This is a genomic window from Glycomyces salinus (assembly GCF_016428645.1).
Lineage (GTDB): Bacteria > Actinomycetota > Actinomycetes > Mycobacteriales > Micromonosporaceae > Glycomyces > Glycomyces salinus.
The window spans coordinates 1-24,377 of record NZ_JAELXW010000089.1 but is presented as its reverse complement, the minus strand read 5'-3'; the positions used below and the strand labels follow the sequence as shown (position 1 = coordinate 24,377).

At 70.7% G+C, this 24,377-nt stretch carries 22 protein-coding genes, 1 tRNA gene and 1 pseudogene; 15 read left to right on the top strand and 9 right to left on the bottom strand.

Annotated features, from left to right (window positions below; translation table 11 throughout):
• Nucleotides 1-272 precede the first annotated feature (272 nt).
• Nucleotides 273-1,028, bottom strand: coding sequence for a TetR/AcrR family transcriptional regulator (locus tag JFB92_RS19800; RefSeq protein ID WP_199042788.1), 756 nt, complete (start codon nt 1,026-1,028; stop codon nt 273-275).
• Nucleotides 1,029-1,109: 81 nt separating this feature from the next.
• On the opposite strand from JFB92_RS19800, the gene JFB92_RS19795 reads away from it, so the two are divergent.
• Nucleotides 1,110-1,511, top strand: coding sequence for a VOC family protein (locus JFB92_RS19795; RefSeq protein ID WP_199042785.1), 402 nt, complete (start codon nt 1,110-1,112; stop codon nt 1,509-1,511).
• 36 nt (nt 1,512-1,547) lie between these two features.
• Here JFB92_RS19795 and JFB92_RS19790 read toward each other — a convergent pair whose 3' ends face one another.
• Complete coding sequence (locus tag JFB92_RS19790; RefSeq protein WP_199042783.1) at nt 1,548-2,795, bottom strand: glycoside hydrolase family 27 protein; 1,248 nt, start codon at nt 2,793-2,795, stop codon at nt 1,548-1,550.
• Between the two features lie 128 nt (nt 2,796-2,923).
• Between JFB92_RS19790 and JFB92_RS19785 the strand changes: the two genes are divergently transcribed.
• Nucleotides 2,924-3,000 (top strand) — tRNA-Phe (locus tag JFB92_RS19785).
• A gap of 319 nt (nt 3,001-3,319) precedes the next feature.
• On the top strand, nt 3,320-3,856 hold the full coding sequence (locus JFB92_RS19780) for a GNAT family N-acetyltransferase (protein ID WP_199042781.1): 537 nt from the start codon (nt 3,320-3,322) through the stop codon (nt 3,854-3,856).
• 387 nt (nt 3,857-4,243) lie between these two features.
• On the opposite strand, the gene JFB92_RS19775 is transcribed toward JFB92_RS19780, so the two are convergent.
• Complete coding sequence (locus JFB92_RS19775; protein WP_199042779.1) at nt 4,244-5,956, bottom strand: CBM35 domain-containing protein; 1,713 nt, start codon at nt 5,954-5,956, stop codon at nt 4,244-4,246.
• Nucleotides 5,957-6,157: 201 nt separating this feature from the next.
• Here JFB92_RS19775 and JFB92_RS26710 point away from each other — a divergent pair, with 201 nt between their 5' ends.
• The 5 genes from JFB92_RS26710 to JFB92_RS19750 are packed head-to-tail and all read left to right on the top strand — an operon-like array spanning nt 6,158 to nt 12,223.
• Nucleotides 6,158-7,183, top strand: a complete 1,026-nt coding sequence (locus tag JFB92_RS26710; protein WP_199042777.1) for a LacI family DNA-binding transcriptional regulator — start codon at nt 6,158-6,160, stop codon at nt 7,181-7,183.
• A 60-nt stretch (nt 7,184-7,243) separates the two neighbouring features.
• Entirely contained in the window at nt 7,244-8,497 is a 1,254-nt protein-coding gene (locus tag JFB92_RS19765; RefSeq protein ID WP_199042776.1) for a sugar ABC transporter substrate-binding protein, read from the top strand.
• Nucleotides 8,498-8,504: 7 nt separating this feature from the next.
• A complete protein-coding gene (locus JFB92_RS19760) occupies nt 8,505-9,491 on the top strand; it encodes a carbohydrate ABC transporter permease (RefSeq protein ID WP_199042774.1) in 987 nt (328 codons plus the stop codon).
• Nucleotides 9,488-10,303: a carbohydrate ABC transporter permease gene (locus JFB92_RS19755; RefSeq protein ID WP_199042772.1), complete on the top strand. Its 816-nt coding sequence runs from the start codon at nt 9,488-9,490 to the stop codon at nt 10,301-10,303. Before JFB92_RS19760 ends, JFB92_RS19755 begins: the two co-directional genes overlap by 4 nt.
• A 3-nt stretch (nt 10,304-10,306) precedes the next feature.
• The gene (locus JFB92_RS19750; protein WP_199042770.1) at nt 10,307-12,223 is read left to right on the top strand and encodes a glycoside hydrolase family 127 protein; all 1,917 of its coding nucleotides are present in this window, start codon (nt 10,307-10,309) and stop codon (nt 12,221-12,223) included.
• Here JFB92_RS19750 and JFB92_RS19745 read toward each other — a convergent pair.
• The 4 genes from JFB92_RS19745 to JFB92_RS19730 are packed head-to-tail and all read right to left on the bottom strand — an operon-like array spanning nt 12,220 to nt 15,213.
• On the bottom strand, nt 12,220-12,861 hold the full coding sequence (locus JFB92_RS19745) for a class I SAM-dependent methyltransferase (RefSeq protein ID WP_199042768.1): 642 nt from the start codon (nt 12,859-12,861) through the stop codon (nt 12,220-12,222). The genes JFB92_RS19750 and JFB92_RS19745 overlap by 4 nt on opposite strands.
• The gene (locus JFB92_RS19740) at nt 12,852-13,865 is read right to left on the bottom strand and encodes an Rv1681 family radical SAM protein (protein WP_199042766.1); all 1,014 of its coding nucleotides are present in this window, start codon (nt 13,863-13,865) and stop codon (nt 12,852-12,854) included. Before JFB92_RS19740 ends, JFB92_RS19745 begins: the two co-directional genes overlap by 10 nt.
• Nucleotides 13,866-13,867: 2 nt before the next feature.
• Nucleotides 13,868-14,101, bottom strand: coding sequence for a sulfurtransferase TusA family protein (locus tag JFB92_RS19735; RefSeq protein WP_199042763.1), 234 nt, complete (start codon nt 14,099-14,101; stop codon nt 13,868-13,870).
• Nucleotides 14,098-15,213 carry a permease gene (locus JFB92_RS19730; RefSeq protein ID WP_199042761.1) on the bottom strand — a complete coding sequence of 372 codons (1,116 nt, stop codon included), beginning with the start codon at nt 15,211-15,213 and terminating at the stop codon, nt 14,098-14,100. The genes JFB92_RS19735 and JFB92_RS19730 overlap by 4 nt, the downstream gene beginning before the upstream one ends.
• A 145-nt stretch (nt 15,214-15,358) precedes the next feature.
• Between JFB92_RS19730 and JFB92_RS19725 the strand changes: the two genes are divergently transcribed.
• The 5 genes and pseudogenes from JFB92_RS19725 to JFB92_RS19705 all read left to right on the top strand — a co-directional run bounded on the left by JFB92_RS19725 (nt 15,359) and on the right by JFB92_RS19705 (nt 20,091).
• The gene (locus JFB92_RS19725; protein WP_199042759.1) at nt 15,359-15,880 is read left to right on the top strand and encodes a TQO small subunit DoxD; all 522 of its coding nucleotides are present in this window, start codon (nt 15,359-15,361) and stop codon (nt 15,878-15,880) included.
• On the top strand, nt 15,877-16,260 hold the full coding sequence (locus JFB92_RS19720; RefSeq protein WP_199042758.1) for an Rv1678 family membrane protein: 384 nt from the start codon (nt 15,877-15,879) through the stop codon (nt 16,258-16,260). Before JFB92_RS19725 ends, JFB92_RS19720 begins: the two co-directional genes overlap by 4 nt.
• Before the next feature lie 109 nt (nt 16,261-16,369).
• Nucleotides 16,370-17,887 (top strand): annotated as a pseudogene (locus tag JFB92_RS26310) (sensor histidine kinase); the annotation flags it as partial.
• Nucleotides 17,884-18,558, top strand: coding sequence for a response regulator (locus JFB92_RS19710; protein WP_199042754.1), 675 nt, complete (start codon nt 17,884-17,886; stop codon nt 18,556-18,558). The pseudogene JFB92_RS26310 and the gene JFB92_RS19710, both read left to right, overlap by 4 nt.
• A 183-nt stretch (nt 18,559-18,741) precedes the next feature.
• On the top strand, nt 18,742-20,091 hold the full coding sequence (locus JFB92_RS19705) for a TrkH family potassium uptake protein (RefSeq protein ID WP_199042752.1): 1,350 nt from the start codon (nt 18,742-18,744) through the stop codon (nt 20,089-20,091).
• Here the strand turns inward: JFB92_RS19705 and JFB92_RS19700 are convergent.
• Both JFB92_RS19700 and JFB92_RS19695 read right to left on the bottom strand, forming a co-directional pair.
• Nucleotides 20,061-21,290 (bottom strand): MFS transporter, encoded by a 1,230-nt coding sequence (locus tag JFB92_RS19700; RefSeq protein ID WP_199042750.1) that lies wholly within the window; start codon nt 21,288-21,290, stop codon nt 20,061-20,063. The genes JFB92_RS19705 and JFB92_RS19700 overlap by 31 nt on opposite strands.
• 92 nt (nt 21,291-21,382) lie before the next feature.
• A complete protein-coding gene (locus JFB92_RS19695; protein WP_199042749.1) occupies nt 21,383-22,807 on the bottom strand; it encodes an RICIN domain-containing protein in 1,425 nt (474 codons plus the stop codon).
• A gap of 316 nt (nt 22,808-23,123) precedes the next feature.
• On the opposite strand from JFB92_RS19695, the gene JFB92_RS19690 reads away from it, so the two are divergent.
• Together JFB92_RS19690 and JFB92_RS19685 are read left to right on the top strand one after the other, a co-directional pair.
• The gene (locus tag JFB92_RS19690; protein ID WP_199042747.1) at nt 23,124-23,885 is read left to right on the top strand and encodes a hypothetical protein; all 762 of its coding nucleotides are present in this window, start codon (nt 23,124-23,126) and stop codon (nt 23,883-23,885) included.
• A 4-nt stretch (nt 23,886-23,889) separates the two neighbouring features.
• Nucleotides 23,890-24,321 carry a hypothetical protein gene (locus tag JFB92_RS19685; RefSeq protein ID WP_199042746.1) on the top strand — a complete coding sequence of 144 codons (432 nt, stop codon included), beginning with the start codon at nt 23,890-23,892 and terminating at the stop codon, nt 24,319-24,321.
• Nucleotides 24,322-24,377 lie beyond the last annotated feature (56 nt).

The window sequence follows — 24,377 nt, the reverse complement described above, 5'->3', positions numbered from 1 at the left end:
CCCTGGTCGTGCTGGCCTGCTGGCTGGTCGCCTCGCTCGCGGTGTCGTCGCTGGTGGTGGCCATGCGCCGCAAGTGGAACTCCGACCGGCTGCACGAGCCGCTGAAGATTTAGGCGGTGTTTAAGGACCCCTGACGGCCGCTATCCGGCCGATTTGCCCGCTCGCCGCGTTGTCGGCCTTCCAGATCCAACCCCAGGATCTGGAAGGCCTTCCGTCTTGCGAGCGAACAATTCGACTCGGATACCGACTCGCCGGGGGTCCTTAAACACCGCCTAGCCGCGTTCGATCAGCGCGGCGAGCCCGTCGAGGGCGCGCTGGAGGCCGAACTCGAGGCCGTGGGCCGGATCGTAGGCGGCCTCGTGCGCCTCTCCGGCCGCCTGTCCGACGCGGACGGCGGTCGGGAAGCGCTCGGCGTCGAGGACCTTCTCCAGCAGCGGCCGGTTGGACTCCCACCACTCGCGGTCGCTCACGGCCGACTCGGCCCGCTCGGTGTCGGCCTGGGCGGCCTCGGCCGCCGCGGCGCGCACGAAGCCGAGCACGAACGCGAGCGCGTCGTCCATCTCGACGTCGGTCAGGCCGATCCCGTCCAGGGCCCGCAGCTCGTGCTCGTACTTGGCGCACTGGCCCGGCCCCAGGGGCGGCCGGGTCTGCGAGGCCGAGGCCGCCCACGGGTGGGCCCGCAGCAGCGCGTAGTTGTCGCGGGCGACGGCGGCGAGGCGCTCGCGCCAGCCGCCGGCGGCCTCGGTGCGCTCCATGCGGCCGTAGAGCGCGTCGAGCATGAGCACGATGAGCTCGGACTTGCCGGGCACGTAGGTGTAGAGGGTCATCGGGGCGACCCCGAGCGACTGGGCGACCTTCCGCATGGTGACCGATTCCAGCCCTTCGGCGTCGGCCAGTTCGATCGCGGCCTCGACCACGGCGTCGATCGTGAGTCCTTTCCGCGGCCCTCGCCTGGCGGTCTCGGGCAGTTCCCTCCAGAGCAGTTCGAGGAGGTGCGGTTTCGCGGCGTCTGCTGAGGCGGAAGTCACGGCCCGATCCTATCCCTCTAACTTGTACGCTGTATATCGTACGAAATACAATATACTAAGTACGAAGAAAAGGAGTCGCCCGTGAACATCACCTCGTCCGCGATCTCGCTCAACGTCGCCGATCCGGCCGCCTCGGCGGAGTTCCTGGGGCGCCACTACGGCTTCGCCGAGGACATGGCGGCCGACGGATTCGTGTCCCTCTCCCGCCCCGACGCGGGGATCAGCATCATCTACCTGCGAGTCGGCCTGCCGACGTTCAAACCCGAGAGCCAGCGGGGCGCCGCCGGCGGCCTGCTGGTGGTCTTCACCGTCGACGACATCGACACCGAGTACGAGCGGCTGCGGGCCGAGGGGGTCGAGATCACCACCGAGATCGAGACCGAGGAGTGGGGTGAGCGCTACTTCCAAGTCACCGACCCCTGCGGCGTCGTGATCCAGCTCGTCCAGTGGGTGGAGGCGCCGCCGGCGGAAGTGACCGGCTGACCGGGCGGACCGCAGGTCCGGGGCCACCGGGGAAGCTCAGGAGAGGCGGTACATGGCCGCGCCGTGGGCCGGGAGCTTCACGCGCAGCTCCGCGGCGGCCTCGACCTCGGAGTGCGACCAGCAGTCGCGCACCGCGCGAGGCGCGTCGAGCCCCAGTTCGGTCCAGGGCAGGCTCGTCTCGACCGGGTCCGAGCCGCGGTTGAACACGGCCGCGAAGGCCCCGTCCAGGGACGCCCAGGCCACGAGTCTGCCCTCGCGCCAGACCTCCCGCGCCCCGGTGGGGTGCCGCTGGGCGGCCAGGACCTCGTCGTTGGTCAGTGATTCGATCGTTTCACCGGTGGAATGCGGCAGGTCCGCGCCGACCATCAGCGGCGAGCGCGCGATGCACCACAGGGTCAGCATCGTCCGCTGCTCATCGGGGGTCAGGCGGGTCTCGCGCGGCTCGCCGACCTCGGCGCGCAGCCCGATCCGGCCCAGCGGCAGCATGTCCGCGTCCGGCCAGTGCCCGGGGCCGCCGTGCGGGGCCCAGTCGCGCAGCAGCTCGAACTGGGCGTCGACGTCCCGCCACCGGTCCCACACGTCGGCCGAGATCCGCCACAGCTGCGAGTGCGCCCGCAGGTGCTCGGCGTGGCCGGTCGAGAGGTTCACGCCCGGCGAGAGGCTCAGCACGATGTCCCGGCCGCTCCTGCGCACCGCCTCGCAGAGCGCCTCGACCTCGTCCTCGTAGTAGGGGGCGATCATGTCGTCGGCCTTGACGTAGTCCACGCCCCAGTAGGCGAACTGCCGCATCAGCGAGTCGTAGTATGCCTGCCCGCCCGGGTGCGAGTGGTCGATGCCCCAGTTGTCGTCGACCCACGACGAGATCCGCTCGCGGTCGGGGATCTGCGCCGCCGAGTGTTCGCTGCCCTTGATCGGGGTGTTGGCCGCCACCGCCTGCCTGGGCACGCCGCGCAGGATGTGGAGGCCGAACTTCAGCCCCAGCGAGTGGACGTACTCGGCCAGCGGCCCGAACCCGGCCCCGTCGGCGGCCGACGGGAAGCGGTTGGGCGCCGGCTGGGGGAGCCCGTACTGGTCCAGGCACAGCCTGGTGCCGGAGTTGTATCCGCCGGGGCGGGCGTTCGGCTCGTACCACTGGATGTCGACGACGACGTACTCCCAGCCGCTGTCGGCCATGCGATCGGCCATGAACTCGGCCGCGGCCCGCACCTCGGCCTCGGTCACCGAGGTGCCGAACGCGTCCCAGGAATTCCAGCCCATCGGGGGAACGGCGGCGAGTGGGGTCACGGATTCCTCCTCGGGGGTCGCGTGCCCTGTACGGTACCCGCGGAACCCGACGAAGATCACCGCCGCCCCAATACCGATTCGATGACCGGCCCCGGAGTGCTGTAAGGTATCCGAAGCCGTACAGATGCGGCTGGGTAGCTCAGTTGGTACGAGCGTCCGCCTGAAAAGCGGAAGGTCGCCGGTTCGACCCCGGCCCCAGCCACCACGACCGGTAACAATTCCCCGTCTGCCAGGAAGAACACTGGAAGGCGGGGTTTCTGCGCTTCCGGCTCGGGCCGTCCACTCGGGTTCCAACTCGAAGGTGTCGTCGCTGACCGTATCGACGTTCGCGCCGCGCAGTTCCCCGGGAACCGAGCCGAACGCGAACCCGTCCCGGCCCTCACGGCAGTCCTCTGCCGCATCCCACGCCAGCTGGCCCCGGTGGAATCCGGGCCGATCCGACACTCCGCACCTGATCCATTTGAGCAACATGCGAAATCCTCTCCTGTGTCCGTCCCGGGTCACGCCTCTGCCACCATTGCCGGGTGACGACGCTGACCACTTGGTATCTCCAGATGACCGATCCGCACCAGCTCCGCCCCGGAGGGCGTCCACCGGTCGGGTCGGAGTTCATCCAGGCGCGCATCCCGAGCCTCGAATACAGCCGGTTCCTGTACGCGTCCGTCGGCGGCTCCTGGAACTGGACCGATCGCCTCGAGTGGGACGACCGGCGGCTCGCCGAATACCTCGAGCATCCCGACGTCGAGACGTGGGTCGGATACGTCGAGGGCACTCCCGCCGGGTACGCCGAGTTGGACGGGCGCATTCCCGGCGAGACCGAGATCGCCTATTTCGGGCTCATGCCCCGGTTCATCGGACAGCGCCTCGGAGGCCACCTGCTGACCCTCGCGGTCGAGCGCGCCTGGGCGCTCGCCTCCCGGACCGCCCCCTCCGGCGAACCCGACCGCGTCTGGCTCCACACCTGTTCCGACGACTCCGGCCATGCGCTCCCCAACTACCGGGCCCGAGGGTTCACGGTCTACAAGACAGAAGAATCGGTCGAGGCCGACTCCTCGGAGTGACAGGCGATCGGCGGCCTCGCCGCCCGCTGCGAAGCGGTGGTCGTCACCGCCTCCGGCAGGTGTCCGACGGCGGCGTCGTTCCGGGGGCCAGGACGCGAACATCGCGTGCTCACCGAAGGGCGCCTCGGTGGTCAGGTAGGGGTCCGGGCCCGCCGGGCCGGGCCGTACCGGTCGTAGAGGGCGGGGATGTCGGCGTAGAGGTCTGCGAGCCCGGCCGCCGGCGCGCCGGCGGCCGGGCTCTGTCTTGGCGGGAGGCGGTCGGCTACTGCGTCAGCACGTTCACGCCGATCGCCTCGTACATTCGGATACGCGACAACCGCCGTTCGGGGCGCGCGCGGGCCCCTTCGCGGCCCGGCCCCGGGCCGCGAAGGGGCCGATGGTGTCGGGTCAGTTCAGGGTGATGTTGTCCAGCTCGGCGTATCCGGTGCCGCCGTCGAAGTACGGCGAGCCCTTCGCCAGGCGGATGACGTTGTATCCGGCTTGGAGCGAGACGGTGACCTCGACTGTCTCGAACTGCGCCCAGCCGTCGGTCGGGGGATAGGACACCGTCGACCAGGCCCCGCCGTTGTAGGCCAGGCCGTGGGTCGAGGTCGAGCCGGTGCCGTTGGCGTACCGGATCGTCATCGTGTAGTCGCGGCTGTCGGGCACGTTCACGGTGAAGTCCACGAACGAGTCCGAGCGCATGTCGGTGTCGTTGTCGATCTGCCCCACGTAGTACCCGTTCGAGGCGTTGCCCGAGCTGTGGGTGTTGGCGTTCGAGACGGTGGCGTTCTCGGCCTCGTAGACCTGCTGCCAGTCCGTGGTCGGCCCGCCCGCGGGGGTGACCTGGAGCCGGTAGGCGCCCTCGGCGTTCATGTCGTCGACCGGGACCGAGATCTCGCCGCCGGAGACGGACATGGTCGTCTCCAGCACGGTCGTCGGCGCGGCGACGTGCGTGTGGCGGCCCGAGCCGGGAGTGTAGAGGACCGTAACGTCGACCTGCGAGCCGAACGAACCGAGTCCGGTCACGCGCACCGTGTTGTCGCCCCAGTCGCCGCCGAACACGACGTCGGCGATCTGGCGGCTGGAGTCGTAGGAGGCGACCCCGTCGAGCCAGCTGTGGGGCACCGTCTCGACGATGTTCCCGGTCATCGCCCCGTACCAGCGGTAGAGCCAGTAGGAGGCGGTGGGCTGGTTGTCGAGTGTGAACAGGCCGTCGAAGGTGCCGGCCTCGAACCAGTAGGCGCGGTGGGCCTCGCGGGCGCCGTGGCGCTCCAGGACGGCCATCCAGTGCAGGGCCACGCTCGGGATGTCCATCTGGGAGTGGCTGTTGTACTCGTTGATCGCGATGGGCCGCGGCGAGATGCCCAGCTGGTTCTCGATGGCGCGGTAGTCGGCGACGTGGTCGTCGAAGTTGTTCCAGTCCGTGTCGCCCAGCTCGTGCCAGACCATCACGTCCGGCAGCGTGCCGGTGTCGCGGGCGTGGGTCATGAAGTCGAGCGTCCTGTTGTGGTCGTAGTACGACCAGCTCGGGCCCACGATGGGGGTGACCGAGTCCAGGGACCGGACGAGGTTGTAGGTGCGCGTCCAGCCGTCGTTGAACGAGCCGGCGCTGGAGTCCCAGGTCCAGTCGGGTTCGTTCCACAGCTCCCAGCCGTGGATGCCGGTCGTGCCGGTGGCGTCCAGGCGGTCGTTCACCATCTCGGTGACCTTGGACTCCCAGTCGCCCCAGCCCTGCCACTGGTAGGGGAAGGACGGGTAGATGTCCGGCAGCCGGATGAACTGCTGGGCGCCGGAGCGGGTGATGTTGCCGCCGACGTCGAGCGCGTCGCAGCACGGCTCGGTCGCGCCGTTGCCGAGGTGGGTGGTGCCGGGCGGCGGCTGGGTGAAGCTGGTCGGGTTGAGCGGCAGCAGCATGTCGGTGGTCGGCTGGGTGTCGGAGCCGACGCCGTAGAGGCCGCCGGAGGCGACCTGCGTGGCCGGGCGCACAACCTGGCCGACGTCGACGGTGAGGGTCAGGCCGGCCGCGTCGGCCGGGGACGCGGTGCCGACGGCGGCCAGGCCGACCGCGAGCGTCAGCGCGCAGGCGCGCGACAGTGCCCGTCTCGCTTTGGTTCTCATGTGGACTCCTCGTTGAGATGTTGAACCGGTTCGATGAACCTGATGCCGACCGACCATAGTTTCGAACGTCGTTCAATACAAGTTCTTCGATCTATTCAGATAAAGATGCAGTTAGAGGGCTCAGAGGGGGCCTTGTGATCCACGAGACGGTGCGCTATGGTGTGAACCGGTTCGACAGTTCGACTCGACGAGGAGCAGACCGTGGTCAACATCGGAGACGTCGCCCGCGCCGCGGGCGTGGCCCGCTCGACGGCCTCGTACGCCCTCAGCGGCAAGCGCGCCATCTCCGACGAAGTGCGCGACAGGGTCCACCGGGCCGCCCGCGAACTCGGCTACACCCCCAACGCCGGGGCCCGCGCCCTGGCCACCTCCCAGACCCGCGTGATCGGCCTGCTCGCGCAGTTCCTGCCCGACGAGTTCGCCCCCGCGATGCTCCAGTACATCCAGGGCGTCACCGACTCGGCCCGGGACGCCGGATACGACATCCTGCTCAGCTCCGACCCCGACGGGCCCGGCGCGCTGGGACGCATCACCGACTCGCGCATGGTCGACGGCATCGTGCTGCTCAACGTCGCCGCCGACGATGACCGGCTGCCGGTCCTGCGCGCCGCGCCCCAGCCCGGCGCCCTGGTGGGCCTGCCCCGCGACTGCACCGGCGTCGACGTGTTCGACCTGGACTTCGAGGAGTCCGGCCGGGTCATGGTCGAGCACCTCCACGCGCTCGGCCATCGCGAGCTGATCCTGGTCTCCCAGCCCGAGCACGTCATCGAGCGCGGCGGCGCCTACGTCTGGCGGCTCCAGGACGCCGCCGTCGAGGCCGCCGCCTCGCGCGGTCTGACCCTGCACACCGTCCACGGCTCCTCGGAGCAGCCCCGGATCGGCCGCGAGCTGCACGCCCTGCTCGACGCCCACCCCGAGGCGACGGGCCTGCTGCTCAACAACGAGGCCGCCGCCGCGGCCCTGCCGACCGTCCTGCACGAGCGGCACCGGTCGGCGCCCGCCGACCTGTCGGTCGTCGGCCGCTACTCCGACGAGTTCGCCCGGACCTTCTCCCTGCCGTTCTCCTCGATCGAGAGCGCCCCCGACCGGCTCGGGCGCATGGCCGTGCGCCAACTGGTGCGCCGCATCGAGAAGCAGGTGAGCGCCGAGGCCCCGCACGTGGTGCGCTTCGTCTCGCCCGAACTGGTGGACCGGGGCAGCACCGCCCCGCCACTCGGTCAGCAATGACCGGCCCGACCCGCCGGGCACCGCAGCCCGGCGGGACCCCTTTTCAAGGAGGAACGACCAATGAACAACACCAGGCTCACCCGCCTCGCGCGGCCGCTGGCCGCGGGCCTCGCCGCGGTCTCCCTTGCCGCGGCCGCCGCCTGCTCGTCCGGCGGCGACGGCGGCGGTGACTCCGACACCTACACGTGGTGGGACCCGTACCCGCAGCACGAAGACGGCTCGGCCTGGGCCGAGCGCGTCGACGCCTGCGGCGAGGAGGCCGGCGTGACCATCGAGCGCACCGCATCCGACACCACGGACCTGACCAACCGGGCGCTGCTGTCCGCGCAGGAGGGCACCAGCCCCGACATCATCCTGCTCGACAACCCGGCGGTGTCCACACTGGCCGAGACCGAGATGCTCACCTCCGTCGACGAACTCGGGCTCGACGTCTCCGGCGTCGACGAGAACCTGCTGGCGGCCGGCGTCGTCGACGACCAGACCTACGGCATCCCGGTCGGCGCCAACACGCTGGCGATCTACTACAACGCCGAGATCCTCGACGCCGCCGGCGTCGACCCGGCCTCGATCACCGACTGGGAGTCCCTGACGGCCGCGCTCGGGCAGGTTACCGGTAACGGCGACAGTGGCATCACCTACGCCGCCATCGGGACCGAGGAAGGCTCCTTCCAGTTCCTGCCCTGGTTCTGGGGCGCCGGCGCCGACCTCACCCAGCTCGACTCGCCCGAGGCCGAGGCCGCGCTCGAACTGTGGACCGGCTGGCTGCAGGACGGCTACGCCCCCGACTCGGTGCTCACCAACTCCCAGAACACCACCTGGGAGGAGTTCCTCACCGGCGAGTTCGGCTTCGCGGTCAACGGCACCTGGCAGGTCAACAGCGCCGCCGAGGCCGGCTTCGAGACCGGGGTCATCCAGATCCCGGCCCGCAACGGCGGCATCGCCCCGGCGCCGACCGGCGGGGAGTTCATCGTCGCCCCCGCGCAGGCCGACACCGACCGCTACGAGGTGACCCGCCAGATCGTGGAGTGCATGACCACCCCGGAGGGCTTCGTCGAGACCGCCACGACCTTCGCCTACTACATCCCGCCGACCGCCGACGGCCAGGAGGCGCTGCTCGAGGCCGAGCCCGAGCTCGAACCGTGGGTCGCGGCCGTCCGCGAGGCCAAGGGCCGCACCAGCGACAACCTCGGCACCGACTACCCGGTGATCTCCGAGCAGCTGTGGACCGCCGTCCAGAACGCGCTGTCCGGTTCGGCCACCCCGTCCGAGGCCCTGGAGCAGGCGCAGGCCGACGCCGAATCGGCCATGGAGTGATAGCAGCATGACCACGACCTCGGTCGACGCGACCGGGCGCGTGTCCGGCGGCGCGGCGGGCCCCTCGCCCGCCGCGCCGGGCCCGGACCGGCGCCGCCGCCGCAAACCGCCGGGCACGCCGCAGACCTGGACGGCGATCGGATTCGCCGCCCCGCTGCTGGCCTACCTCGCGGTGTTCTACGCCTACCCGCTGTGGCGCAACATCGAGCTGAGCGTCCACGACTACACGGTGCGGGCCTTCGTCCTCGGCAACCCCGAGTTCTCCGGATTCGAGAAGTACGCCGAGGTCTTCGCTTCGGACTCGTTCGGGACTGCGCTGCTGAACACGGCCCTGTTCACCGTCGTCTCGATCGCGTTCCAGTACGCCATCGGCCTGGCCCTGGCGGTGTTCTTCCGCGCCAACTTCCGCCTCTCGGGGGTGCTGCGGGCGCTGTTCCTCGTCCCGTGGCTGCTGCCGCTGATCGTCTCGGCCTCGACCTGGGCGTGGATGCTCAACAGCGAGAACGGGATCGTCAACTCCGTGATCGAGGCGTTCGGCGGCGAGCAGATCAACTGGCTCACCTCGCCCGACACCGCGCTGACCTCGGTGATCATCGCGAACATCTGGCTGGGCATCCCGTTCAACCTGGTGATCCTCTACTCCGGGCTCCAGCAGATCCCCTCCGAGATGTACGAGGCCGCCTCGCTCGACGGCGCCTCGGCCCGCCAGCAGTTCTGGCGCATCACCGTGCCGCTGCTGCGCCCGGTCTCGGCGATCACGCTGCTGCTCGGATTCATCTACACGCTCAAGGTGGTCGACGTCGTCTGGATCATGACCACCGGCGGGCCCGGAGACTCCTCGCTGACCCTCGCCGTGTGGTCCTACCGCGAGGCCTTCGGCACCGGCCAGCCGGACTTCTCGCCGGCGGCCGCGATCGGCAACCTGCTCATCGTCATCGCGCTCGTGTTCGGGTTCCTGCACCTGCGGATGCAGCGCGGCTGGGAGAAGTCATGAGAACCCGATCCTGGCCGAAGACCGTGCTCGGCGTGGTGTTCTGCGCGTTCATGCTGTTCCCGGTCTACTGGATGGTGAACGTCTCGCTCACCCAGACCGGCGACCTGCGGCGCAGCACCCCGCAGTGGTTCCCGACCGACCCGACCCTCGAGGGCTACCGCGCCGCGATCTCGCAGCAGCTGCCCTCGCTCGGCACCAGCCTCGTCGTCGGACTCGGCTGCGTCGCCCTGACCGTGGTGATCGCCGCCCCCGCCGGGTACGCGCTGGCGATCCTGCACCTGCGCGGCGGCAAGGCGCTCAACTTCCTGCTGCTGGTGGCCCAGATGATCCCCGCGGTGGTCATGGCGATGGGCTTCTACGCGATCTACGTGCGCCTAGGCCTGCTCAACTCGGTGCCGGGCCTGATCGTGGCCGACTCGACCATCGCCGTTCCGTTCGGGGTCCTGCTCTACACGACGTTCATGGCGGGCATCCCGCGCGAGCTGATCCACGCCTCACGCATCGACGGCGCCGGACCGTGGCGCACCTTCACCAAGGTGGTGCTGCCGATCAGCCGCAACTCCACGCTCACGGTGTCGCTGTTCGCGTTCCTGTGGGCCTGGTCGGACTTCATCTTCGCCTCGACGCTCGCCCGCTCCGGCGAGTTCGTCCCGATCACGCTCGGCATCTACCAGTACATCGGCAACAACACCACGCAGTGGAACGCCATCATGGCCACCGCCGTGGTCGCCTCGCTCCCGGCGGCGATCCTGCTGGTCGTCGCGCAACGATACGTGGCCGCCGGCGTGACCGCCGGGGCCGTGAAGGACTGATCCGTGGAAGACAACCCCGCCTCCCATCCCGCCCCCGTCGTCTCCGGCCGCGGCCGACGCCGCGGCATCGGGCTCGACGAGCTGCGCCTGACCGGCGGCTTCTGGGAACGCCTGCAGCGGACGAACGCCGACGCCACTCTGCGGCACTGCCTGGAGTGGATGGAGCGGCTCGGCTGGATCGCGAACTTCGACCGGGTGCGCGAGGGCGCCACCGGCGGCGAGAGGCCAGGCTGGCCGTTCTCCGACTCCGAGGTCTACAAGCTGGCCGAGGCCCTCGCCTGGCGGCACGGCACCACCGGCGACGCCTGGGCGAACAAGACCCTGGAGGCCCTGACCGAGCGGATCGGGGCCGCCCAGGACGCCGACGGCTACCTCAACACCTGCTTCGGGCACGCCGGGCAGCGGCCGCGGTACTCCGACCTGTCCGAGGGGCACGAACTGTACTGCACCGGCCACCTGCTCCAGGCCGCCGTCGCGCGGGTGCGCACGAGCGGCGAGGACGAGCTGGTCGAGATCGCCAGGAGGGCGGCCGACCACGTCTGCCGCGAGTTCGGGCCCGAAGGCCGCGAAGGGATCTGCGGGCACGCCGAGATCGAGGTCGGACTCGCCGAGTTCGGCCGCGCCCTCGGCGAGGAGCGGTACACCGAGCAGGCCCGGCTGTTCATCGAGCGGCGCGGCCACGGCACGCTCGCCCCGATCGCGCTGCTGGACGCCTCCTACTTCCAAGACGACGAACCGGTTCGCCGGGCCGAGGTGTGGCGAGGGCACGCCGTGCGCGCCCTCTACCTGGCCGCCGGGGCCGTCGACGTCGCCGTCGACACCGCCGACGCCGAACTGCTGGAGGCGGTCGAACGCCAGTGGCACCGCACCGTCGAGCGCCGCACCTACCTCACCGGCGGCATGGGCTCGCGCCACCAGGACGAGGGGTTCGGCGAGGACTGGGAGCTGCCGCCCGACCGCGCCTACTGCGAGACCTGCGCCGGCATCGCCTCGGTCATGGTCTCGTGGCGGCTCTACCTCGCGACCGGCGAGGCGCGCTACGCGGACCTGATCGAGCGGACCTTCTACAACATCGTGGCCGCCTCGCCCGGACCGGACGGCCGGACCTTCTTCTACGCCAACCCGCTCCACCAGCGGACGGCCGCCGCCGACGTGAAACCGGACCAGGTGAACCCGCGCGCCGAAGGCGGCGTGCGCGCCCCCTGGTTCGACGTCTCCTGCTGCCCCACGAACCTCGCGCGCACCCTCGCCTCCTGGCAGGCCTACGCCGCCTCGGTCGAGGACGAGACCGTCTCGCTGCTCCAGTACGCGCCCGGTCAGATGCGCGCCAGGACCGCCTCCGGCGTCCTCGGACTGCGGATCGCGACCGAGTACCCGCGCGACGGCGCCGTGCGCATCGAGGTCACCGAGGCGCCCGAGGGCCCGGTCGAGCTGCGGCTGCGCGTACCGGACTGGGCCGAGGGCGCGACACTGGCCGACGCGGCGGGCTCGCGGGTCGTCGAACCCGGCTGGGCTCAGGTGCGCGGCGACCTCGCCCCGGGCACGACCATCGCCCTCGACCTGTCCGTCGAACCGCGCCTGACCTGGCCCGACGAGCGCATCGACGCCGTCCGCGGCTGCGTCGCCGTCGAACGGGGCCCGCTGGTGCTGTGCGTCGAGACGGCCGACCTGCCCGCCGGCTGGGCGATCGAGGACGTCCGCATCGACCCCGCCGCGCCGCCGCGAACGGACCGGGACGGCGCGATCGCGCGCATCAGCGCCGCGTCCGCACCCCGGCGGCCGGCCGGCCGGCCGCCCTTCGGGCCGACCCCGCCCCCGGACCGGGACAGTCCCGAATGGAGCGAAGTGCCGCTCGTGCCCTACCACCGCTGGGCGCGGCGAGGCGGCACTGGGATGCGGGTCTTCCTGCCGACCGCCTAGGACGCGGGCCGGAGGACCACCCAGGTGAACGGCTGGACGAGCCCGGTCGGGGTCAGGTGCTCCTCGGCGCGGGCCTCGACCGGCTCGAAATGCGGGGCGAAGACCCGCGCCAGGTCCTCGGCGCCGTAGCGGACCACCGGAAGCCCGGAGCAGTGCGTCGGGCCGTGGGCGTCGAAGGTGGCGACCACGACCCGGCCGTCGTCGGCGACGCCCGAGCGCAGTACCTCCACATAGTCCCTCCGCTCCTCCTCGTCGATGAGGAAGTGGAACACGGCGCGGTCGTGCCACAGGTCCCAGCCTCGCTCCGGCGTCCAGTCGAACAGGTCGCGGTGCAGCCACCGGACCCGGTCGGCGGCCGGGCCGAGCCGGCGCTTCGCGTCGTCCAGGGCGACCTTGGACACGTCGAGGACCGTCAGGTCGCCGTATCCGAGCTCGACCAGGTGGTCGGCCACGACCGAGGCGCCCCCGCCGAGGTCGATCACGGACCGGTCAGGTCCGATGCCGAGCGTCTCGAGCAGTTCGAGCGTCACGGTCGGCACCGCCTGGAACCAGCTGACGCCGTCCTCGCCCTTGGTGTCGTAGACGGTGTCCCAGTGGCCGGCGCGGCTCGCGGGCGTGGTCGGTCGGTTCAGGTGCATCGGAACGCCTTTCTGGTGCGGTCCTGCCGCTCGGCGGCCTGGCGGAGCGCGCGGTCCATCGCCTCGATCGCGGCGCCGACCGGGAGCGGGGAGTCGGTGACGCGCAGGTCGGGGTCGGTGATGCCCACAGGATGCCACCAGACGCCGTCGACGGCGAGTGCGGGCTCAGGGTACAGGTCGTCGCGGGTCAGGACCACCCCCGATGCGGCGAAGCCCTGCCTGGCGATGCGGCGGATCAGCTGGTCCTCGACCCCGATGCCTTCGGTCTCGAGCAGTTCGCGCAGCGCGCCGACCTCCTCGGCGTCGGCCGCGTCCACGGTGGCGGCGACGCGGACCCGGAAGCCCAGGGAGCGGGCCAGGCCGATGCCTTCGCGGGCGCGGGCGTAGGCCCCCGCCCCGCGGTGCCGGTCGTGCAGCTCGGGGGCGGCCGAGTCGAGGGAGATCTGGAGGGTGACGCGGTCGCGGTCCAGCGCTTCGAGGGTGCGGCGGCGGGATCCGCGGCCGAACACCATGCCGTTGGTGAGCACGGTGACCGGGCGGCGCTCCAGGACCGCGTCCAGCAGCTCGCCGAGCTCGGGGTGCAGGAACGGTTCGCCGCCGGTGACCAGCACCTCGGTCCCGCCGTCGGCGGTGAACTCGGCGACCGCGTCCCGCGCGGTCTCGACCGGCAGGAGCCGCGCGGACGCGTGCGGCGAGGACTCGGCGCAGCAGTAGTCGCAGGCGAGGTTGCAGCTGAAGTTGCTGTAAAGCCACAGGCGGGAGCCCAGTTTCGGCGGCTCCGGCTCGATCTCCACTTCGCCCTTGCGGACCTGGAGCGGCCCGACCAGGGCGTTGCCGGTGAGCACGCACCACGCCTCGAGGTCCTCGGCGACCGACCGGTCGCCGCCGCGGACCTCCAGGACCTCCTCGGCCTCAAGGCGCTCCATCGCCTCGTGCAGCCTGACCAGCAGTCCGCTGCCGAAGTCGGTGCCTTCGGCCTCCAGCACCACGTCCGGTTCGGCCATGGTCAACGCCCCTTCCTGACGAAGTAGCTCGTCGTCGTCGCCTCGCGCGAGACCCGCTCGAGCGGGTGGCCCGACAACTCGCACCAGGCGGGCAGGTCGACCTCGACCGAGGCCGCCCGGCTGCGGATCTCGAGGACCTCGCCGACGGCGATCCCGCGCAGCGCCCGCCTGATCGCGATGAGCAGCCCGCCGCCGCAGTCGAGATCGCCCCCGTCGCACACGGCCGCCGGCGTCATGACAGCGCCACCAGCAGGCCCGCGCCGACCAGGCCCAGCACGGCGGTCGCGGCGCCGGTCGCGACCACCACGGAAGTCGGGAACGCCTTGCGGACCATCAGCATCGACGGCAGCGACAGCGCCGGGAGGGTCAGGATCAGGGCCCCGACCGGGCCGAGCCCCACCCCCAGGAGCGCCAGGCCCTGGATGATCGGGATCTCCCCGGCGGTGGGGATGACGAACAGCGTCCCGACGACCGCGAACAGCAGCACCGCCGCCACGCCCCATTCGGCGGCGCCGGCCGGGAACAGCCAGCCGCGCAGCCCCCCGAGCAGCAGCACCACCACCAGGTACTCCGGCAGCAGGATCAGCGACAGCCGCAGCAGCGTCCGCCCGAACCGGCCGAAGGCGTCGCGCGCGCCGGCCGGGTCGTCCGGGGCGGCGTCGTTCTCCGGCTGCAGCTCCGGGTCGGTGACGGTCTTCCGGTCGCCGACCAGCCGGGCCACCAGCAGCGTCACACCGAACACCAGCACGACGCCGGTGACGACGCGGACGGTGACGAACTGCCAGGGCAGGATCACGGCCATGAACACCAGCACCACCGGGTTGAGGACCGGGTTGCCCAGCCAGTACGCCAGCGCCGACGGCAGCGGCACGCCCCGCTGCCGCACGCTGTTCGCGACGGGGGCGGCGCAGCAGGTGCACATCATCGACGACATCGACAGCGCGCCTCCGGCGGCCGTGCTGACGGCCGCCCCCCGGTCCCGCTGGAACAGCTTCAGCAGGCGGCGGCGCGGCAGGAACGCCTCGACCGACGCCGCGAGCAGGAGCCCGGCGACCAGGGCCGGCCAGATCGCCAGCCCGTAGGCGAGCGCGTAGTCCACCGCCGACTCCCACGAGGGGTCCGGCGGGGCCTGCGCGTCGCCGTTGACGATCGAGGAGCCGACGGTGCCGCTGTCGACCACGGCCGGGAGCTTCTGGGCGTAGGGCCACCATTTGGCCCAGGTCAGGGCCGCCACGGCGACGAGCGCGAAACCGATCGTCCCGAGCAGGATCGCGCGCCGCGATCCCTCCTCGGCTACACCGCCGGCCTCGGTTCCGAGGACCGGCCGCGGGGGGTGTGACGCGTTCATGGCCCTGAGTACAGCACGAATGGCGGCCTCGTGTTCCTTACAAGACGTGAAACTCATCGGACGCGCCCGGACTCCCCGCCCGGTCCCCCGACATTTACGCGGTTTGTAAGGTCCCCGCGCGCCCCGTCCGTGCTGTACTCGAGCCATGGCAACAGCGTCGTTCGCGCCCTCCCGCCTCAGCGCCTGGCTGATCGCCGCCACCCGGGTGGGGGTGGCGCTGATGTGGATCGACAACGCCTCCTGGAAGGTCCCGCCCGACTTCGGCCGCGGCGAGTCCCCCTCGGGTCTCTACCGCTGGACGCTCAACGGCGTCGAACACGAGGTCCTCGCCCCTTGGGCCCGGTTCGTCGAACACGTCGTGGTCCCCAACTTCGGGCTCTTCGGGTGGGCCGTCCTCCTCATCGAGGCATCCCTCGGCGCGCTCCTGCTCATCGGGTTGTTCACCAGGGCGTTCGCGCTCCTCGGGGTCGTCCAGAGCCTCGCGATCACCTTCTCGGTGCTCAACACGCCCCACGAGTGGTTCTGGGCCTACCTGCTGATGATCCTCATCCACCTCATGCTCTTCGCGACCGCGGCCGGGCGCTTCGGCGGCATGGACGGCGTGCTCCGCCCGCTGTGGACCGACCGGCCCGGCCCGCTCCACCGACTGATGAAGGCGGCGTCATGACCAGGCCCCATCCGCTCGACCGGGCCGCGATCGCGCTCGGCCTCGCCTCGATCGCCAGCCTCGTGTTCGTCTACGAGGGACTCGACGAGTTCAGGTTCCTCGCGATCGGCGGCCCCTCCATCGCCGTCGCCCTCGTCCTCGGCGCCCTGGCCGCGGCCGCGGGACTGACCGGAAGGCGCGTCCCGGCGCTACTGGCCGGCCTCGGCTTCGCCGCCGCGGCCGCCCTGGAACTGGCCTCCACCCTCGCCGGCGAGGACTGGCTCGGCGCCAACCTCAGCACCATGTCCCTGTGGCTCGGGCTCGCCGTCGGCCTCCTCCTGGCCGCAGCCGCGCCCAGGACCGGCACGGACACGGCCGGCACCGAACCCCCCTCGCACTGACCTCCCGCGGGCGCGAACCGGGCCAGTCACCTGGCGGCCCGGGCCGCAAGCGAGCATGCTTACTCCCGTGACACATGGTCAGCCCAGGATCCGCCTTGGGGCCGCCCCCGGCGACGGCAATGCCCACGCCGCGCACTCCGAGCCCAGCCACGTCCACCCCGGCACCCACGAGCGGGCCGCCGACGCGCCGGACGGCGGCCGCGGCGCGCTCGGCGCCGGACGCCTCACCACCGGCCTGGCCATCGCCCTGATCGGCATCCCCGCGCTCGTAGCCGCCCTGGTCCCCTTCCGAGACGACCTGTCGCTGACCAGCGCACTGCTCATCGTGCTGACCGCGGTCCTGGCGATCACCCTCACCGGCGGCATGTGGCCGGCCCTGCTGGCGGCACTCATCGGCTTCTTCGGCCTCAACTTCGCCTTCACCACCCCCTACCACACGTTCAAGATCAACGAACAGGAGCACATCATTGCCCTGGTCGTGTTCGTGGCGCTCGCCGTCGGCGGCGCCGTCGTCGTCAACGTCTCGGCGGCCCGGGCCCGCCTCGCCGCCCGCGCCGGCGCCGAGGCCCAGACCCTCGCCACCCTCGCCGCGAACGTCCTGCGCGGCGAAGGACGCCTGACCGACCTGCTCGAACAGCTCCGCGACACCTTCGCCCTCGAATCGGCCACCCTGTTCGAAAAGGTCGAACCCGAAACCGGCCCGACCGACCGCCGCGACCCCGACGCCTGGCGGGCCGCCGCCAGCGCCGGCGAACCCTGCCCCGAACCCGGCATCGCCGAGAACCACCTGCCCATCAACGAGCACCTCACGCTGACGCTGCGCGGGCACACCCTCCAGCCGTCGGATCGGCGTATCGCCCAGGCGTTCGCGATGCACGCCGCCGCCGCGCTCGAACACGAACGCCTCGAACGCCAGGCCGAGGCCGTGCGACGCCTCACCGACACCGACAAACTCCGCACCGCGCTCCTGGCCGCCGTCTCCCACGACCTGCGCACCCCACTGGCGTCGGCGCGGGCCGCCGTCAGCGGCCTCAAATCCTCCGAGGCCCTGTTCAGCCCCGAAGACCGCTCCGAACTGCTGGAGACCGCCGAGGACTCCCTGGCGCGCCTGACCGGCCTGGTCGACAACCTCCTCGACATGTCCCGCCTGCAAGCGGGCGTCCTCGGCGCCACGCCGGTGCCGATCGCGCTCGACGAGGCCCTGCCGGGCGCGCTCGAAGAGGCGGGCGAGGCCGCCGCCGCGGTGCGGCTCGACATCGCCGCCGACCTGCCCGAAGTCGCCGCCGACCCCGGCCTCCTCCAGCGCATCCTGGTCAACGTCATCGGCAACGCCCTCCGCCACAGCCCGCCCGGACGACCCCCCGCCGTCACCGCGAGCGCCCGCGACGGCCGGGTGCGGCTGCGCGTCATCGACCACGGCCCCGGCGTCCCCGACACCGACCACGAACTCATGTTCACCCCGTTCCAACGGCTCGGCGACCGCGACAACTCGACCGGGGTCGGGCTCGGACTGGCACTGTCCAGGGGCCTGGCCGAAGCCATGGGCGGCTCCCTCGCCCCCGAAGCCACCCCCGGCGGCGGCCTGACCATGGCGCTGACCCTGCCGCGAGCCGAGGAGGGGCGATGATCAAAGTCCTGGTCGTCGACGACGAACCCCAGATCCTGCGGGCCCTGCGGATCAACCTGGCCGCCCACGGCTACGACGTCGCCACCGCCGGCAGCGGCGCAGAGGCGCTGCGGCGGGCCGCCGCGGCCGTCCCCGACCTGGTAGTCCTCGACCTCGGCCTGCCCGACATGGACGGCGGCGAGGTCATCGCGGGCCTGCGCGGCTGGACCGGCGCCCCGATCCTGGTCCTGTCGGGCCGCGCGGCCAGCACCGACAAGATCGCCGCGCTCGACGCCGGTGCCGACGACTACGTCACCAAACCGTTCGACATCGGGGAGCTCCTCGCCCGGGTGCGGGCCATCACGCGCCGCGGCGGCGACCAGCCCGAGACCCCGACCGTGGCCATCGGAGACGCCACCGTGGACCTGACCACCAAGACCGTCCACCGCCACGGAGACCGCATCCGCCTGACCCCGACCGAATGGCAGCTGCTAGAAATCCTGGCGAGCAACCCCGGCAAACTGGTCAGCCAGCGCGAACTGCTCCACCGCGTGTGGGGACCGTCCTACGACCGCGAGACGAACTACCTGCGCCAGTACATGGCCCAGCTGCGGCGCAAACTCGAGGCCGACCCCTCCCGCCCGGCCCACCTGCTCACCGAACCCGGCATGGGCTACCGCTTCCGGCCCTGAATCAGTCCGGCCGACGTCAAGAAAACGTCAATATCGGCACCCGGGCCGTACCGACCGCGTCAAGGCCCCTTGGCGGAACCCGCTTCGCGGAGTTCACTCGATCCGCCGGGCGCACCGCCCGTCACCCGAGCGCGGCTCGGCGCCGCGGTTCCCGACCGACGAGGGCATTGGCTGACAAGATCCATGCGCGACATCATCGACGGCTTCGCCCGCCATCCGATCCGCATCGTCCCCGTCGGGTTCGCCGCCGCGATCCTCACGGTCGCCGGTCTGCTGATGCTGCCGATCGCCCAGACCGCGCCCGGATCGACCGGGTGGCTGGACGCGCTCTTCACCGGGACCAGCGCGATCACGGTCACCGGGCTGATCACGCTCGACACGCCCGCGCACTGGTCGACCTTCGGCGAGGGCGTCATCATGGCCGCCATGCAGGTCGGCGGCCTGGGCATCATGACCAGCGCGGCGTTCCTCGGGCTGCTGGTGTCGAAGCGCCTCGGCCTGCGGACCCGCCTGATGGCGCAGGCCGAGCTGCACCCGACGGTCGAACTCGGCGAGCTGCGCGGGGTCATCCTCCGCGCGTTCGCCATCGCCGGGATCGTCGAGTTCCTCGTCTCGATCGCGCTGAGCCTGCGGTTCCACTTCGGCTACGGGATGGGCCGGTTCGAGGCGTTCTGGCAGGGCCTGTTCCACGGCGTCAGCGCCTTCAACAACGGCGGATTCAGCCTCTTCTCCGACTCCCTGATGGGCTTCGCCCACGACCCGTGGATCATCGCGCCGGTGAGTGCCGCCGCTATCCTCGGCGGGCTGGGCATGCCGGTGATCTTCGAGGTCACCCGCCGCGGCTGGGGCCGCCGCAAGTGGACCCTCCACTCCAAGATGACCCTGACCGGCACGGGGATCCTGTTCCTAGGCGGCTGGTTCGTCTTCCTGGCCTTCGAATGGTCCAACCCGGGAACGCTCGGCCCCATGGGATGGCACGAGAAGCTGCTCCCGTCGTTCTTCCAGTCGGCAATGCTGCGCACCACCGGATTCAACTCGATCGACGTCGGCCAGATGCAGGAGCACTCACTGCTGGTCTCGATCGTGCTCATGTTCATCGGCGGCGGGGCCGCCTCGACCGCCGGCGGCATCAAGGTCACCACGTTCTTCGTCCTGCTGTGGGTCATCTGGTCCGAGGTCCGCGGCGAACCGGACGCCTCGGCCTTCCGCACCCGCCTGAGCGGGGCCGTCATCCGCCAATCGCTGACCATCGCCCTGGTATACGTCGCACTGAACGCGGCGGCCGTGATGACCTTGACGGCGCTGCAACCGGAGTTCAGCCTCCACCAGACGCTGTTCGAGGTGACCTCTGCACTGGCGACGGTCGGGCAGTCGACCGGCATCACCGCCGATCTCAACTCGGTGTCGAAGACGCTGGTCACCGTGTTGATGTTCGTCGGCCGCATCGGCCCGGTGCTGCTCGCGACCGCGCTGGCGGTCCGGAACCGGACCCGCCTCTACCGCTACCCGGAGGGCCGCCCGCTGGTCGGCTGAGGCTCGGCGGCCGGGCGGGGCGCGTAGACCGGCACCCATCTGGCGAGCCAACCGGCGCCCAGCAGTGAGACCGCGCCGAGCGCGACCGAGGCCGCCGCCAGCGGGAAGGCGAGGGTGATCAGGCTGATCAGGCCCGGCCCGGCGACGTTGCCGAGGTCGGCGCACAGCCGCCAGCCGCCCAGGAACCGGCGTCGGCCCTCGTCGGGGGCGACGTCGGCGCCGAGGGTGAGGACGATGCCCGACGAGACCCCGTTGCCCAGGCCCATCAGGCACGCGACCAGGCCGATCGTGACCGCCGTGCCCGCCAGCGGCAGGATCGTGAACCCCACGGCGAAGACGATCATGGTCGGCAGCGCGACCCACATGCGCCCGAAGCGGTCCATGATCGCGCCGCCGGGGTAGAACAGCAGCATGTCCACGGCCGCCGAGATCCCGAAGATGATGCTCGTGGTCGCCGCGTCGAGGCCCTGGGACTCGGCCCACAGCGGGACGATGCTCTGCCTGGTGGCGCGGGCGGCCGAGATCAGCAGGACGCCGACGCCGAGCGTCAGCAGGACCCGCCGGTGGCGCGCGAGCACGCTCCAGGTGCCGCCGGGCCGCTCCGGTTCGGCCCCGGCCGCCGAGGCCGACAGCTGCGGGAGGGTGAGGCTGAGCAGGCCCCCGGCCAGGCTCATGGCCGCCGCGAAGACGAAGACCGCCGACATCGTGACCTGTTCGACCAGGACCGCCCCGACGAAGGGGCCGATGAACGTGCCGATCCGGAAGGTGCCGCCGAGCGTGGACAGGGCCCGGGCGCGGTACCGCGGCGACACGGCCTCGGACAGGTAGGCGTGCCTGGCCAGGCCGAACACGGCCACGGCCAGGCCCCAGACGAAGATGGCGAGCGAGAACACCGGCAGTGAATCGGTCCAGGCGGCGACGAGCATGGCCCCGGCGTCGACCACGCAGGCGGCCAGCAGGACGCGCTTCTCGCCGAACCGGTGCGCCAGCGCCCCGGCCGGGAGGTCGCCGGCCAGCGCCCCGAAGCCGACGAGCGCGGCGACGACGGCCGCCTGCGCGACGCTGGCGCCCAGATCGAGGGCGGCCAGGGCCACGAGTGGGAGGACCGCGCCCATGCCGATGGAGATCAGGGCGGTGGGCCCGTAAACGGGGATCAGGAGCGTGCGCCACTCGATCGCGGTGTCGGTACCAGGGGTCACCGCGCGAACTTACCAACCAGCCGGCAAGTAGGCGCTTTCCAGGGCGGTGGAATGGGCCCGGGTTCACTCCCCGGGCCCATGTCAACGCGGGCTCACAGACTCCACTGCTGCTGGTGGCCGCTGTGGCAGTCGTACTGCTGGAGGCGGACCGAGTTGTCCGCCGACCCGTTCGGGACGTCGATGCACTTGCCGGAGTGGCGGGAGACGATCTGCACGTAGCCGCTACCGGCGTCGCGCAACTCCCACTGCTGGTTGCTCTGGCCGTTGCACGGCCACTGGATGATCCTGCCGCCGTTGGCGGTCGACTCGTCGGCCACGTCGACGCACTTGCCCGAGGACTGCGAGACGATCTGCACATAGCCGTCGCCGGCGTCCTGGAGCTGCCAGCGCTGGTTCAGGCCGCCGTGGCAGTCGTACTGGATGATCTCGGCGCCGTCGTCGGTCGAGCCGTTGACCACGTCCATGCACTTGTCCGAGGAGCGGGAGACGATCTCGGCGGTCTCGCCGCCCGCGCCGCCGACCTCGCCGGTCGCGGTGTCGATCGAGATCTGTGGGTACCAGTCCATGGCCAGCGTGTCGCCGGACGGGAACCGCAGGGGCAGCCAGACGTAGCTCGACTCGTTCGGCGTCCCGCCGTTCGCACCGGCCCAGCGGTCGCCCATGTACATATAGGACGTCTCTTCCGAGCCCGACACCTCGAGCACGTAGGTCGACTGCGAGTCGTAGGTGGTGGAGTTGCCGAGGTTCTGCCAGCCGCTCCAGGGGCCCTCGGGGAAGTTCGTGGTCGTGGCGTACTGCGCCTGATTGGGGTTCCAGCCGGTCGCGCCGGAGGTGACCAGGAAGTAGACGCCGTTCCGCTCGAAGATCGCCGGGGCCTCGCGGTGGTCGCCGTCGAAGCTGTAGAGCAGCTCCTCGACGTCGAGGTAGTCGTCGGTGAGCCGGTAGATGTGCAGGTCGTAATTGTTGTTGGCCGACGAGATCAGGTAGCCGGTGCCGTCGTCGTCGACGAACACGGTCTGGTCGCGCGACATGTGTCCGAGGGGCCGGAACGAGCGCTGCCAGGCGTAGTCCCCATCGATGGTGTCGGAGACGGCCACGGCGATCTCCGCGTCGCCGTAGTCCGAGCCGTTCTCCTTGTGCGCCCACATCACGTAGTGGTCGTACTGGGCGTTGTAGATGACCTTGGGCCGCTCGATGTTGGCCGGGCTCAGGTCGGGGTGGGAGTCCTTGGTGAGGATCTGGTTGCGGAACTCCCAGTTGACCAGGTCGGTTGAGCGGTACATCGAGACGGCCTCGAACAGGCTGCCGCCGTCGACGCGCTGCTCGCCGAGCATGTAGTAGTAGCCGCCTTCCTTGATGACGCCGCCGCCGTGGGCGTGCATGACATCGCCGGAGGTGTCGTAGACGGTGGTGCCGTTCACCCATGTCTGTGGCGCCGCCTGGGCGGGGGTGGCGCCGAGGGCCGAGATGGTCATCGCCGCGACACCCGCCAGGACGGCCTTCCATGCCTTGCGCATGGCGCTCCTTTCTCCGGAGGTGAGAACACTATTGATGGTTCCATATATTCGAATCCTTGTAAATACGGTTGAATGAAGCCGGGCCCGTGATGGAGCCTGGAGTCGGCTGCGGTGCCTCCAGTGCTGGCGGGAAGCATTGGACAACCTTATCTAAGCTCGGATGGCGACCGACGGCGTTCGCTTGTCGTCGAGGAGTCGAAGTCCGCGCCCTGCGGGGTTGCGGCGGTTTGGGTAAGGTGAGGTCCGGTCGCGTTCGGTAAGTGAGGTGCGACCGGTTCATCCCCCTGAACTCCCAGTTAGGATGGGCCACCCCACCATGGCCAGTGTCGATGAGCTGTCGGGGCAGATCGAGGCGTTGAAGGGCGAGATCGAACAGACGGCGGCCAGCGCCGGGACCTCGATGAGCAGCGCGGAGGAGTTGAGCAATCAGACTCAGGCGTTGGGCATGGAGAGCAAGGCCGCCGAGGCGATGGCGGTCAAGGACGCGTTGGGGCAGTTGCAGAACGGGTTGCAGGCGATCGGTGAGCAGGCCGAGGGGGTGCGTGCTCAGGTCGAGGCGATGAGGACCTTACAGGGCGGTACCGGCGGAGGAGTATCAGCAGAGGGCGAGCAGGATAACGCCCCCACCCCCGCCGGAGGTTCGGGCGGAAGCCAAGGCCCGAACGAGCCCCCGACCGGCGGCCCACCGGCCCCGGCCGCGCCCGATGGCGAGCCGCCGAGCCCGGACAGGTCACGGCGGCCTTCGGGCGAGGAGTTCATGCAGCCCGCTGATCGCGGCAAGGGCGCGAACCTGTTCCGCGAATCGACGCGGAATGCCGACCAAGTTGAGGATGCGGCGAAGACGCTGGGCAAGCAGTTCGATTCGGCGTGGCAGGCGTTCTACTCGGAGCCGTCTCCCTCGCAAATGCACGAGAATGCCGTTTCCGAGACTCATCAGACGAATCCGGTCATCAACGCCATGCCGAAGCCGCAGGTCGGCGCCGGAGGTGCCATCATGGCCGGCTTCGTTGCAACGCTGGTGACCACGAAGACTGTGCAACAATTCGAACGGATCTTCAAGAGGTTCAGGAGGGCCTAGAACCGTGGCGAACAGAAGTCCCGATGAAGTCGCGCTCTTGACCGCGATGATCACCAAGGGGTCCGAGCCCCCCCAGGCGGCCGCCAACCGGCTCGGGCCCGATCGCTCGTATGCGCTGGCCGGGTCGGCACTGGCTATCGCGGCTTCGCGTCGATTTCCCGAGGGCTCGACCTTCGGCGACATCGTGGCCTACAGCAAGAGCCTGCCCGACCGTTTTCCGGGCGGCGCGGAGCTCCTGAAACCTACGGTCGTCGAGGCGATGATCCGCACTGGCCGCGGCGAAGAGGGGCTGCTCGATGGTCTCGACACAGGGCTGGTTCAGCAGCTGTTGCTGATGCTTCCGTATGTGCTCATGACTGAGCAGGAGCTTACGGAAGGTGAGAAGGAAGCGTTCATCGATGAAGCCATCCGGATCACCGATGGCGAATCCGACTGAGGCGTGAAGCTCTGAGCCGCCGGGCCTTCGGCCCGGCGGCTTTCCGCTTTCTGGTG

Excerpts from the sequence above, each read along its gene's own strand:
- JFB92_RS19775 (WP_199042779.1), bottom strand. The coding sequence starts at position 5,956 with ATGAGAACCAAAGCGAGACGGGCACTGTCGCGCGCCTGCGCGCTGACG.
- JFB92_RS19765 (WP_199042776.1), top strand. The coding sequence starts at position 7,244 with ATGAACAACACCAGGCTCACCCGCCTCGCGCGGCCGCTGGCCGCGGGC.
- JFB92_RS19760 (WP_199042774.1), top strand. The coding sequence starts at position 8,505 with ATGACCACGACCTCGGTCGACGCGACCGGGCGCGTGTCCGGCGGCGCG.
- JFB92_RS19755 (WP_199042772.1), top strand. The coding sequence starts at position 9,488 with ATGAGAACCCGATCCTGGCCGAAGACCGTGCTCGGCGTGGTGTTCTGC.
- JFB92_RS19745 (WP_199042768.1), bottom strand. The coding sequence starts at position 12,861 with ATGCACCTGAACCGACCGACCACGCCCGCGAGCCGCGCCGGCCACTGG.
- JFB92_RS19740 (WP_199042766.1), bottom strand. The coding sequence starts at position 13,865 with ATGGCCGAACCGGACGTGGTGCTGGAGGCCGAAGGCACCGACTTCGGC.
- JFB92_RS19735 (WP_199042763.1), bottom strand. The coding sequence starts at position 14,101 with ATGACGCCGGCGGCCGTGTGCGACGGGGGCGATCTCGACTGCGGCGGC.
- JFB92_RS19730 (WP_199042761.1), bottom strand. The coding sequence starts at position 15,213 with ATGAACGCGTCACACCCCCCGCGGCCGGTCCTCGGAACCGAGGCCGGC.
- JFB92_RS19725 (WP_199042759.1), top strand. The coding sequence starts at position 15,359 with ATGGCAACAGCGTCGTTCGCGCCCTCCCGCCTCAGCGCCTGGCTGATC.
- JFB92_RS19720 (WP_199042758.1), top strand. The coding sequence starts at position 15,877 with ATGACCAGGCCCCATCCGCTCGACCGGGCCGCGATCGCGCTCGGCCTC.
- JFB92_RS19710 (WP_199042754.1), top strand. The coding sequence starts at position 17,884 with ATGATCAAAGTCCTGGTCGTCGACGACGAACCCCAGATCCTGCGGGCC.
- JFB92_RS19705 (WP_199042752.1), top strand. The coding sequence starts at position 18,742 with ATGCGCGACATCATCGACGGCTTCGCCCGCCATCCGATCCGCATCGTC.
- JFB92_RS19695 (WP_199042749.1), bottom strand. The coding sequence starts at position 22,807 with ATGCGCAAGGCATGGAAGGCCGTCCTGGCGGGTGTCGCGGCGATGACC.
- JFB92_RS19690 (WP_199042747.1), top strand. The coding sequence starts at position 23,124 with ATGGCCAGTGTCGATGAGCTGTCGGGGCAGATCGAGGCGTTGAAGGGC.